Below are 11,509 nucleotides of genomic sequence, written 5' to 3'. Positions count from 1 at the left end.
ATTCGATTTTTTATTTCCAAACATAAGTTCTTTTTTTAGTTAAATATTATTTAATGTAATAAAAGGCCTATACGCATTAAAATTTAATGGTAAAGGTCTTTTAATACAGCTTGTTGCGACTTTAATGTTTGAGCCTGATACTTTTTAAGTAATTTAACTATAGCTGTAAGATCGCTGGTTGTTTTTTTATTACTGTATAATTGTGTTTGTAACTGCATCACATTATTAGTTAGTTCTGCATCATTAATAGCACGGCATAAAGTATCAATAGCACCCATATTTTGCTTAGTTACTGTTTTTGCATATATATTTAATGCGCTATAAAACATTTTTGCATCGTTTTTATTTGCTGCATGTAATAAGTTTTTCAAACTAGGCAGCGCGTGTGTTTTGTCAGTTGTAGTTGCTACATGCGCATTATGAGTAGAACGGCTTAACCAATAAAAAATTGCAGTCACAATCCATAATAAATAGCCCAGTACAGCAACAATTATTAACCATAATGGTGTTGAGCTTTGTACTTGCAGCGGATTAGTTGCATCTATACTATTTTGTCCTGCTGCTTGGTTATTGGTATTTTGCGAATCATTTATAACCACAGGATTAGCAGCATTGCTACTAGGGATCACAGTAATAGTGCGCTCTGGTAAAGTGGCAAAGCTAATACGATTTATTTTAGTGTTGTACCAAGGCAGTTTTATTTCGGGCAGCGTATAAGTGCCGGGTGTTTGTGGTAACAAAGCATAAGAGGCAATTTGCTGCGATACTACACGGCCATTACGCACCGCATTGTTATTTTCTTTTTGATCTGGGTAGCTACGGATCCCTGTAATGTCGGGCATTGATATTTCGGGGAGTTGCTCTTTGGTTACACCAAGTGCCGTTAAGGTAATTGTGCGTGTGATAGGAGTGCCTACCTCAACAGTATTATCCTCTGGTTGCCATTGCTCATCTAAGCTTACTAACTCACTAGGCAGCCAAGCGCCATTGTAATTACTTGGAATCGGCTTTATTTCTATTTGCTGATCATTGCCAAGTGCCGATACTTCTAACTGGCGGTAATTTTGTTGCACACGGCCTTGAAAAGCTGGGCCGGCAATAGTGTAGTCACCACTTTTTTGCGGCTGAATTAAATACTCTCGGGTAATTACTAAGTAACGTTTACCGTCAACGAGTTCATAATCTTCCGTTTGTTTACCTAGTTGGCTAAGTTGTGCATTTTCCATGCTAGGCGTGCCTAAACTGCCGTCGAGTAGCTCTTTGGCTAAATAAAGTTTAAGCGTATAAACACCGGCTTCTTGTACAAACAAAGATTTACTTGAGAGCGATGTTTTTAAAAATATATCGTTATTTTTATCGGCATCAGCTGCGCGCTTGGCTACTTTTAAAGTAATAGGCTGCGAGCTAAGCCCTGCAACAGTAAACGACGGTATAGTGTATTCACCTTCACGGCGGGTCATTAGTTTAACCGACCAGGTAGTTTGCTTGTTCATACTGCCATTTATAATATTGGTGCGAGTACTTAAGCTAGTAGGGCCAACCACAAAGCTTTTTAACAGCATTGAGGTATCGGGTTGTTCATCTTTAATTGTGTCGTCTACTGTAATATTAAGAATAAAAAACTCACCCGCTAACACCGGGTTTTTATTTACACTGGCTTCGAGTTTGGTGGCAGCCATCAATGGCATCGCACTTAATAGCAATAAACAGCAAAATAATCGCATTACCATGACTTTTCTACTCCTGTGGGGCGACGTTGATATTGTCTTTTTTGGGCTTCTAATTGCATTTTGTTCCGTAATAAAATAGCGGGATCGTCGGGCACTTTTCGCAGTAACTGATTAAGCTGCTGTGCTTGTTCTTTTTCTTCGTTAGTCAGCTCACTGGCTTGTACTGCTTGCGCTTGTTGCTCGGCAGTTTGTTGTTGCTCGTCGGGCGCAGGTTCGTTTGCAGCCTGTGGCTCACTTTGTTGCTCAGCGTTATCATTTGGCTGTTCGGCTGGTTGATTTTCACTTTGCTCGTTTTGCGGCTCAGCTTGCATGTCAGGTTTATTTTGTTGATCAGCTTGCTCTTGTGCTTGCTCAGAGTCTTTATCCGATTTATCGTCACTGTTTTTTTCACTGTCGCTTTGCGCTTCGCCTTGCTCATCATTTTGTTGCTGATCTTGCTTGGCTTCATCAGAATTTTGCTGTTGGTTTTGCTCATCACTTTTTTGCCCGTCTTGTGATTCGCCGCCGTCTTGGTTTTGTTGCTCTTGCTGCTGATTCAGTAATTGCTCAACCAGTGCTTGGTTGTCTGCGGCTTGTGTAAAGTTAGGGTGTAATGCTTGAGCTTGTTGATAAGCATTAATTGCTTCCTCTAGCTTGCCCGCTTTAGCAAGTGCGTTACCAAAGTTATAAAAACCGGTTGCCGATTTATCATCACTAAATTGATTAACCGCGGCCTCAAAGTTCCCTTGCTGATAAAGCGCAGCGCCTTTTAATTGGCTCGATTGGGCTGTTATTGCTTGCTCATAATCTTTATTGTTATAAGCATCAAGCGCCCGCTGATCGGTGTTTTTTAAAACTGTGGGCAGCTCTACGGCATAGGCATTTTGCTGTGGTAAAAAGCTAAACACTAAAAACACACTCAGCAAAGCCGCACGTCTAAATAAATAAAGGCTTAAAGGTAGTAGCAGTAATAAGCCATAAATACCGGCGTCTATACGCCAAAGCGCATGATTTTGTTTTTCATCTTTTAACAACTCACCATTAGCGCTAGGTGCAAAAACAGCAATGTCGGCGCTACTTGGCTGATAACTAGCAAATTTACCGCCGCTGTTTGTAGCTAAACTTTTTAGCTGGCTGGTATTAATAGTCGGCACTACAATTTGCCCGTAGTGGTCTTTTAAAAATCCGCCTTCGGGTAGTTTAATTGGCGCACCTTGGGCGGTGCCTACACCGTAAATATTTAATCGGTATTGGGTGTTTTTAGTAAAGGTGCTCACCTCACTTTGCTCTTGCTGATCAATGCCGTCGGTTATTAAAATAATATCGCCATCTAGGTAACCGGCTTGTCCTAATAGCTCTTTTGCTATATCAAGGCCAGCTAAAACATTAGAGCCTTTGTCGGGCATTATTTCTGGGCTTAAGCTAGGTATTAGGTTTTCAAGTGTAGTGGCGTCGTTGGTTAGCGGTGAAATGGTATAAGCACTGCCTGCATAGGCTACTAGCGCTGTGTCGCCTTCTTTAAATAAATCAATCATATCGAGGGCTTTAAAACGCGCCTGCATTAATCTATTTGGTAAAATATCTGTGCTGTACATAGAGTACGACATGTCCATAACAATAACGCGAGCGTTTTTGCTTTGAAACACAGGTACTTGCTTTTCTTCAAAGCTGGGGCCGGCACTAAATATAATCCCTAAGCTGCAAAATAGCGCTAGTAACCAAAGTGGCTGGTTAGTTTTAGTGCTTGCGTCGCTCATAATAAACTGTGCTAAATGCGGTGCAATTAGCTGCTCATTGGTGGCTTTTTTGCGCTTAATTAAGGCAACAAAAAACAACCCAACTGCGGGTATGAGTAACCACAAAATAGCAGGGCGAATAAATTCAAAATCCATTAGTTAGGCTCCTTTATTGCGCGCAGGGTTGTTAACATTACTTTTAAGCTAATTAATAAAATAGCGATTAATAACGGCAAGTAAAATAATGAGCTTTGCGGGCGAAAGGTTTGCTCATCTACACTAATGGGCTCTAATTTGTCTAGTTCGGCATAAATTTGCTGTAAACCGGCTACATCTTTAGCTCTAAAGTACAAGCCGCCAGTTTGCTCGGCTATGCGTTTTAATAACCCTTCATCTATTGTGTCGCCGCTCATACCGCCCATATTAAATAAACTAAACCCACGAGGATTATCTGAGCCAACGCCAATGGTATACACTTTTATACCAGCATCGCGGGCAAGCAGTAGGGCTTCTTCGGGTTTTAAATTACCTGCAGTGTTTTGCCCGTCGGTTAGCAGCACCACAATACGATTGCTTTTATCTTTGTTTGCAAAACGTTTTACCGACAACCCTAAAGCATCGCCAATGGCAGTGGCGCGGCCAACTAAACCAATTTGTGCCTCAGAAAGCATTTTACTTACGGTTTTTACATCACGCGTAAGGGGGGTTTGTAAAAAGGCGGTGTCGCCAAATAAAATAAGGCCGAGCCTGTCGCCTTGGCGCTGCTCTATAAAATCAGTTAATACCGCTTTAACCATAGTTAAGCGGTCAACATATTGGCCATTGTAAGCCATGTCTTGCTCGGTCATAGAGCCTGATAAATCAACCGCCAGCATTATATCGCGGCCTTCGTTTGGCATTGAAATAGGATCATCTAACCAAGTAGGGTTTGTCGCAGCTATTACCAGTAATAGCCATATAACCCACTCGAACGGAGTTAAGCGCCGTGCATGAGCTTCAACGCTTTGGCTGGTTAAGTTATGTTTGGCAAAGCTTGGGATCCGCAGTCGAGTGTGCGCATTGTTTACAGCCGGTTTTAGTAATAATAGTAATAAAGGCAGGGGGAGTAATATAAACAGCCATGGCCAGCTAAATTCAAACATTAACCACTTCCTTTAACTTAAATTGCTTAATTGCTTGGCGAAACTTATTTTCTAGCGCGCTATTGTTTTGCTCAAGATTATAAACACTGAGAATTTCTTGTTCACTAAAACTTAATCCGGTTAGTGTATTAAGCGTATTACACCACTGCTTGGTAGATTGCGTAGCAAGGCGTTTATCGTAATAGGCAATGACTAAGCGTTTTAAAATAATATGTAATTGCTGAGGATCAGTGTGCTGTTGGCTTAAATTAACCGCGAAGCGTTTTGGTTGTTTAAATTTATAACGCTTATAAGCCATATAAATTGCGGCGCTTAGCAGCAATAACAAAACGGCAATAATAACCCACCAAGCAGGGGCAAGTGGCCACCAATTTACTTGGCTTGGCGCTATTATGTCGTGTAGGCCATCAAGTGGAGACGTTTGCATGGTTATTTTCTCACTAATTGCAGCTCAAGCGGTGTGGCTGCATTGAATGATATTAAATTAAGACCCGATTTAGTTAAGCGATTAAAGCGTGTGCTAAATGCCTGTTCGGCATTTTTAGCAAAGCGCGCTCTAAAACTACTATCCATAAGTGGTAGGGCAAAGTCTTGGCCATTGGCGCTTACTGTAACGGCTTGTTTAAATGCCGGTAACTGATGCTCAAATGGATCGCTTATGTGGCAACCAATTAGCTCGCAGTGACGGCTTAGTATTTCGAGCTGTTTAAAGCTGGCGTCGTCTAGGGCATTAAAGTCAGAAATTAAATACACTAAACTACCGGGTTTAGCCAAATGGTTAAGGCGCTTTAAGTTATCGCTAAAGTTGTTAGTGGCTTGCTCGTCAATTGCGTTAAGGGCTTGCTGGTGGCTATCACACAAATTATGACACAGCTTTAATACCGCTTTTTCACGGGCGCTGGGCTTGAGCTCTAAATGAGAGTGCTGATTAAATACAATGCCACCAATACGGTCACCACGTTGGCAGGCCGACCAAGCAACTAATGCGCTAATGTGCGCGGCTTGCACCGATTTTAATAACAACTGCGAGCCAAATAGCATCGAGTTTGAAAAATCAGTAAAAATAAACACCGGGCGCTCTTTCTCTTCTTGAAAAAGCTTAGTGTGTGTTTCGCCAGTGCGTGCAGTTACACGCCAATCAATAGAGCGAATATCGTCGCCTTGTTGATAGTGGCGTACTTCAGCAAACTCCATACCACGGCCTTTATGCGGCGCAAGGTATTGCCCGGTTAAGGTGTTTTTAATTTTTACTTTAGGAGCCAGCTCTAGCAATTGCGCTTTGGCTTTGTAATACATCAGCTCTTTAAGCGCTAAATTAACACCGTGGCTATGGCTTTGTGCAAGCCATGCTTGGGGATCTAATGGTGTTTGCATAAGTTACGGTACGGCTACAAGTTCAACAATACGGCTAATTACCTGATCTTTAGTAATGCCATCGGCTTGGGCTTCGTAACTTAAAATAATACGATGGCGCAATACATTATGTACTACTGCCTGAATATCGTCGGGCGCTACAAAATCGCGGCCTTGCAACCAAGCATGCGCACGGGCACATTTATCAAGAGCAATAGTGGCACGTGGGCTGGCACCAAACTCAATCCAGCTACCTAGTTGTGCATCTAACTTAGCGCCTTCACGGGTAGCTATAATAAGCTGCACTAAATACTGCTCAAGTGGTGGTGCTAAATAAAGGCCTAAAATAGCTTTACGAGCGGCAAATAAATCGCTTTGACTAATTTTTTGCATTACCGCTGGTTGCTCGTTTAATGCTTCGCCTCGGGTTAAACGCAGTATATCTAATTCGTGCTCTGCGCCGGGGTAACCTATACTCAAATGCAGTAAAAAACGGTCAAGCTGCGCTTCAGGTAGCGGGTAAGTGCCTTCTTGCTCCAGCGGGTTTTGTGTGGCCATTACTAAAAATAAGTCACTTAGCGGATAAGTATTTTTACCCACCGTTACTTGGCGCTCTGCCATGGCTTCTAATAAAGCTGATTGTACTTTAGCTGGGGCACGGTTTATTTCATCAGCTAAAATAAGATTATGAAACAGTGGGCCTTTTTCAAATACAAACTCACTGGTTTGCTGACGATAAATATCAGTACCAGTAATATCGGCAGGGAGCAAGTCGGGCGTAAATTGCACCCGCTGAAACGAGCCTTCAATGCCTTTAGCTAAGGCGTTTACGGCGCGCGTTTTTGCAAGGCCAGGAGGGCCTTCTACTAATAAGTGGCCGTCAGCTAAAATGGTAATAAGTAGCGCTTGAGTAAGCTCTGGCTGGCCAATAATTTGTGTATCTAAGTACGTTTTTAATTGTGAAAATGCGTTAGCTGCCATAATAAATAGACTGTCCTCGTCAGCTGGAATAATACCAAAGTTATTTGGGTACGAAATACTGACCTAGTTATAAGGTTTAAAATTGGATAACTCAAGAGTTAGACTGTATTTTTAAAAATAGTTCGTTATTTATTAACGACTTTTAGCCTATCACAAAACTTTGTAAATGCGTCTAAAAAAGCCTATTGTAGTACTTATATAGTAGGTCTTAGAGAATTTTATTTGCCTACTAATCGATAAATTTCAGTTTATCTATTGGCTTTAGTACACGGGTTGTTTAGAATCGAGTAAAACAAACAGGTCAGACCTGTCAGCGGGAGCATAATTAATGTCTGAGCAAAACATACTTAAAACACCAAAAGGCGATCGTATAGCCATAGTTAGCGGCCTACGTACACCTTTTGCCAAGCAAGCAACAGCGTTCCACCATGTACCTGCACTTGATATGGGTAAACTTGTGGTTAACGAAATGCTTGAGCGATTAAATTTCAACAAGTCAGAAATTGATCAACTTGTATTTGGTCAGGTAGTACAAATGCCAGAAGCACCAAATATAGCACGCGAAATTGTATTAGGTACTGGCATGCCGGTATCGGTTGATGCGTATTCAGTATCACGTGCCTGTGCTACTAGTTTTCAGGCTATTGCCAACGTTGCTGAGTCTATTATGGCCGGCTCTGTTACTGTAGGTATTGCTGGTGGCGCCGATTCTTCATCGGTACTACCCATTGGCGTGAGCAAAAAATTAGCTGGCAGTTTAGTTGATTTAAATAAAGCGCGTACCTTAGGTCAGCGCTTAAAAATATTTTCAAAGTTGCGCTTAAAAGATCTATTGCCAGTGCCTCCTGCAGTTGCAGAGTACTCAACAGGCCTTTCAATGGGGCAAACTGCTGAGCAAATGGCTAAAACACATAACATTAGCCGTGAAGATCAAGATGCATTAGCGCATCGCTCGCATTCATTAGCAACCCAAGCATGGGCAGATGGAAAATTAAAAGATGAAGTAATGACGGCGCACTTACCGCCATATAAAAGCTTTATTGAAGAAGATAACAACATTCGTAAAAACTCAACGGTTGAAGGCTACGCTAAGCTTAAGCCAGTATTTGACCGCCAACACGGTACAGTAACTGCAGCAAACGCCACCCCATTAACCGACGGTGCAGCTGCGGTATTAATGATGAGCGAAAGCAAAGCAAAAGCACTGGGTTACGAAATCCTTGGTTATGTACGCAGTTTTGCGTTTTCAGCCATTGGTGTTGAAAAAGATATGCTTATGGGTCCAGCTCATGCCACGCCTATCGCACTAGATAGAGCGGGTATTACCCTTGCCGACCTAGACTTAATAGAAATGCACGAAGCGTTTGCATCGCAAACACTCGCTAACATGAAAATGTTTGCCTCAGATAAGTTTGCGCAAGAGCACTTAGGTCGCAGCAAAGCGATTGGCGAAATTAACATGGATAAGTTTAACGTATTAGGTGGATCGCTTGCTTATGGACATCCATTTGCAGCAACCGGTGCTCGCTTAATTACGCAAAGCTTATACGAGCTTAAGCGTCGTGGTGGCGGTTTAGCATTAACAACAGCCTGTGCTGCAGGTGGTTTAGGTGCAGCTTTTGTATTGGAGAGTGCGTAATGTCAGATTCAGTATTTAATTTAACGGTTGATGAAAATAAAATCGCCGTAGTAACTATAGATGTGCAGGGCGAAAAAATGAATACCCTGCGCAGTAGTTTTGCCGATGATTTAAAAGCCTTACTAGCCGAAGCTAAACAGCAGTCTGTAAAAGGCATGGTATTTATTAGTGGTAAAAGTGATAACTTTATTGCTGGCGCTGACGTTAAAATGCTTGATAGTGTGCAAAAGCGTGAAGATGCTTTAGCTATTAGCGAGTTATGTCACCATGCATTTTTTGACATGGAAAACCTACCTTTCACTACGGTTAGTGCTATTCATGGCGCTGCTTTAGGTGGTGGATTAGAGTTTGCACTAGCCTGTGATTATCGCGTAGGCACCGACAGTGGTATTACCATAATTGGTTTGCCAGAAGTGCAATTAGGTTTATTACCTGGCGGTGGCGGTACTCAGCGTTTAACTAAAATAATTGGCATTCAAAAAGGCTTAGAGTGGATGCTAACTGGTAAGCAAATTCGTGCAAAGCAAGCTAAAAAAGCCGGTGTATTAGATGATTGCGTACCACATAGCGTGCTATTAAAAGTAGCGAAAGAATTTGCCGCTAAAGGCAAAGCACCAGCTAAAGAGCCAAAACTCGACACCGTGAGCAAGCTGCTAGAATCAAATCCGTTTGGTCGTAACTTTATCTTTAAAAAAGCAAAAGAAAACGTGATTAAACAAACGGGCGGACATTACCCTGCGCCACTTTTAATTATTAAAGCAGTACGTGCAAGCGTAGAGCTCGATAAGCTAAAAGCGTATAAAACCGAAGCGGAAAGCTTTGCAACGCTGGTAATGAGCGACGAATCAAAAGCGCTGCGCAGTGTATTTTTTGCAACCACAGAAATGAAAAAAGACTGGCGCAACGGCGACGCACCAGCAATTAACAAAACCGCAGTGTTAGGTGGCGGACTAATGGGCGCAGGTATTGCGCACGTAAGTGCCGTTAAAGCTAAAGTACCGGTACGTATTAAAGATGTAGCAGAGCAGGGCATTAGTAATGCAATGAGCTACACCTATAAAATTTTAGATAAGCGCTTAAAGCGCCGCATTATGTCTAAAGCCGATATGCAGCTAACAATGAGCCGTATTACAGGCGCTACCGATTACAGCGGTTTTAAAAATATAGATTTAGTAATTGAAGCGGTATTTGAAGATCTTGAGCTTAAACAAGGCATGGTTGCTGATGTAGAGCGTGAATGCCAAGAAAATACTATTTTTGCGAGCAATACCTCGTCATTACCTATTTCGCAAATTGCAGCTCAAGCTCAGCGCCCTGAAAACGTGATTGGTTTACATTATTTTTCACCAGTAGAAAAAATGCCACTGGTAGAAATTATTCCACACGCAGGCACCTCAAAAGAGACCATTACTCGTGTGGTAAATTTTGCGCGCAAGCAAGGTAAAACACCTATTGTAGTAAAAGATACCGCCGGCTTTTATGTAAACCGTATTTTAGCGCCTTACTTAAACGAAGCGGCTAACTTAATGCTAGCAGGCGAGCCAATTGAAAAAATTGATGCAGCCTTAGTTGAGTTTGGTTTTCCGGTAGGTCCACTGGCATTACTTGATGAAGTGGGTATTGATATTGGTTCTAAAATTGCGCCAATTTTAGAAAAAGAGCTAGGCGAGCGTTTTAAAGCACCCGATGCATTTACTCGTATGATAGAGTCAAAACGCCTTGGTCGTAAAACTGGTCGTGGCTTTTATGAGTACGATAAAAAAGGCAAAAAGGTTGATGAGTCAGTTTACGAACTACTAAACGTTACCCCAGCTCCACGTTTAAATAAAAGCGAAATTGCCAAACGTTGTATCGCACAAATGCTAAATGAAGCGGTTCGTTGTTTAGACGAAGGCATTATTGCCAGCCCGCGTGATGGTGATATTGGTGCTATTTTTGGTATTGGTTTTCCACCGTTCTTCGGCGGACCATTTAGCTATATGGATAAACTAGGCGCAAGTAAGATAAGCTCAGATATGTCTACATTAGGCAGTAGCAATGCAATTTTCACCCCTTGCGACACCCTTGTAGCAATGGCAGAGTCAGGTGCTAAGTTTTATGCCGCTCAGCCAAGCACAGAGCCAACAGGTGAGTCAGAGCCTGCAGAGCAAGCCACTGACGATGCTGCAGCGCCAAGTGCTAAAGAATAAGTAAATTAGCATTTACTAATAAAAACCGCATTTTATATGCGGTTTTTTTATGGCTAAATTATTTAAGCGAAAGCCTATTAAAAAGTTTACTAACCACTCAAATTATTAAACTCACTAAATATCACTCGAATAAGTAATAAACCATACCCTTAGAGAGTATTGTCTACTGCTTGAAAGTGGGTTTTTGTACTTGCTGATATTTAAAGGTAAACGCTGTGTGTTGAAAAGTGTTTTGGCATCGAGGTATATAACAGGAAGTTTGAATTTAGCTTTAGGGGGGGCTAAATATTGGTAATAAATACGCTTGAAGTACTTCAAGCGTATTTAAAATAAAATGGGGTATTTAAAGATGGGCGGCGATAATTTTTTTATCTTTTTCAGGCATGTTATCTACCACTAAATCAAATGAATTATCAATCATTCGCTTAATCTCATTTTGCGGGATTGTGCCATCTAGTATTATGGTATTCCATAGGCGTTTATTCATATGATAGCCAGGGATCACTGCAGTAAACATATCTCTTAATGCTAGTGCTTCGTCGGGGTCACATTTTAAATTTAACCACCAAATAGGCTCGCCATTGGCGTCGTTATTATCATCATTACCCAGTGCAAGGGTGGCAAACATTTTATGGTTTACCTTGTAAACATCAACTTCTTTAGAAAAAGGTTGGGTTACTTTAACTAGGGGCTGTTGATCTTTGTAGTACATATATCAATCAGCCCACATTGGTAGCCACATCATAGTAAATGCTAAAGC

At 41.7% G+C, this 11,509-nt stretch carries 9 protein-coding genes; 2 read left to right on the top strand and 7 right to left on the bottom strand.

The window, feature by feature from the left end; all coding sequences use genetic code 11:
* Positions 1–83: 83 nt before the first annotated feature.
* Genes AAEZ22_RS12335 through AAEZ22_RS12310 form a run of 6 tightly spaced genes read right to left on the bottom strand, consistent with a single transcriptional unit; the run spans position 84 to position 6,921 of the window.
* Complete coding sequence (locus tag AAEZ22_RS12335; protein WP_352297390.1) at positions 84–1,730, bottom strand: BatD family protein; 1,647 nt, start codon at positions 1,728–1,730, stop codon at positions 84–86.
* Positions 1,724–3,601, bottom strand: coding sequence for a vWA domain-containing protein (locus AAEZ22_RS12330; RefSeq protein ID WP_341255357.1), 1,878 nt, complete (start codon positions 3,599–3,601; stop codon positions 1,724–1,726). Before AAEZ22_RS12330 ends, AAEZ22_RS12335 begins: the two co-directional genes overlap by 7 nt.
* The gene (locus AAEZ22_RS12325; RefSeq protein ID WP_352297387.1) at positions 3,601–4,587 is read right to left on the bottom strand and encodes a vWA domain-containing protein; all 987 of its coding nucleotides are present in this window, start codon (positions 4,585–4,587) and stop codon (positions 3,601–3,603) included. The genes AAEZ22_RS12330 and AAEZ22_RS12325 overlap by 1 nt, the downstream gene beginning before the upstream one ends.
* Positions 4,580–5,014, bottom strand: a complete 435-nt coding sequence (locus tag AAEZ22_RS12320) for a DUF4381 domain-containing protein (RefSeq protein WP_011327652.1) — start codon at positions 5,012–5,014, stop codon at positions 4,580–4,582. Before AAEZ22_RS12320 ends, AAEZ22_RS12325 begins: the two co-directional genes overlap by 8 nt.
* A 2-nt stretch (positions 5,015–5,016) precedes the next feature.
* On the bottom strand, positions 5,017–5,961 hold the full coding sequence (locus AAEZ22_RS12315; RefSeq protein ID WP_086998270.1) for a DUF58 domain-containing protein: 945 nt from the start codon (positions 5,959–5,961) through the stop codon (positions 5,017–5,019).
* A 3-nt stretch (positions 5,962–5,964) separates the two neighbouring features.
* Positions 5,965–6,921 (bottom strand): AAA family ATPase, encoded by a 957-nt coding sequence (locus AAEZ22_RS12310; protein WP_089367942.1) that lies wholly within the window; start codon positions 6,919–6,921, stop codon positions 5,965–5,967.
* A 328-nt stretch (positions 6,922–7,249) separates the two neighbouring features.
* On the opposite strand from AAEZ22_RS12310, the gene fadI reads away from it, so the two are divergent.
* Together fadI and fadJ are read left to right on the top strand one after the other, a co-directional pair.
* Positions 7,250–8,560 (top strand): acetyl-CoA C-acyltransferase FadI, encoded by a 1,311-nt coding sequence (gene fadI, locus AAEZ22_RS12305; protein WP_011327655.1) that lies wholly within the window; start codon positions 7,250–7,252, stop codon positions 8,558–8,560.
* Complete coding sequence (gene fadJ, locus AAEZ22_RS12300) at positions 8,560–10,749, top strand: fatty acid oxidation complex subunit alpha FadJ (RefSeq protein WP_306287349.1); 2,190 nt, start codon at positions 8,560–8,562, stop codon at positions 10,747–10,749. Before fadI ends, fadJ begins: the two co-directional genes overlap by 1 nt.
* Before the next feature lie 343 nt (positions 10,750–11,092).
* On the opposite strand, the gene AAEZ22_RS12295 is transcribed toward fadJ, so the two are convergent.
* The gene (locus AAEZ22_RS12295) at positions 11,093–11,461 is read right to left on the bottom strand and encodes an MmcQ/YjbR family DNA-binding protein (RefSeq protein ID WP_352297384.1); all 369 of its coding nucleotides are present in this window, start codon (positions 11,459–11,461) and stop codon (positions 11,093–11,095) included.
* Positions 11,462–11,509 lie beyond the last annotated feature (48 nt).

The organism is Pseudoalteromonas sp. 20-MNA-CIBAN-0454, assembly GCF_040308685.1.
GTDB lineage: Bacteria > Pseudomonadota > Gammaproteobacteria > Enterobacterales > Alteromonadaceae > Pseudoalteromonas > Pseudoalteromonas nigrifaciens.
This window is presented reverse-complemented; position numbering and strand designations above follow the sequence as displayed.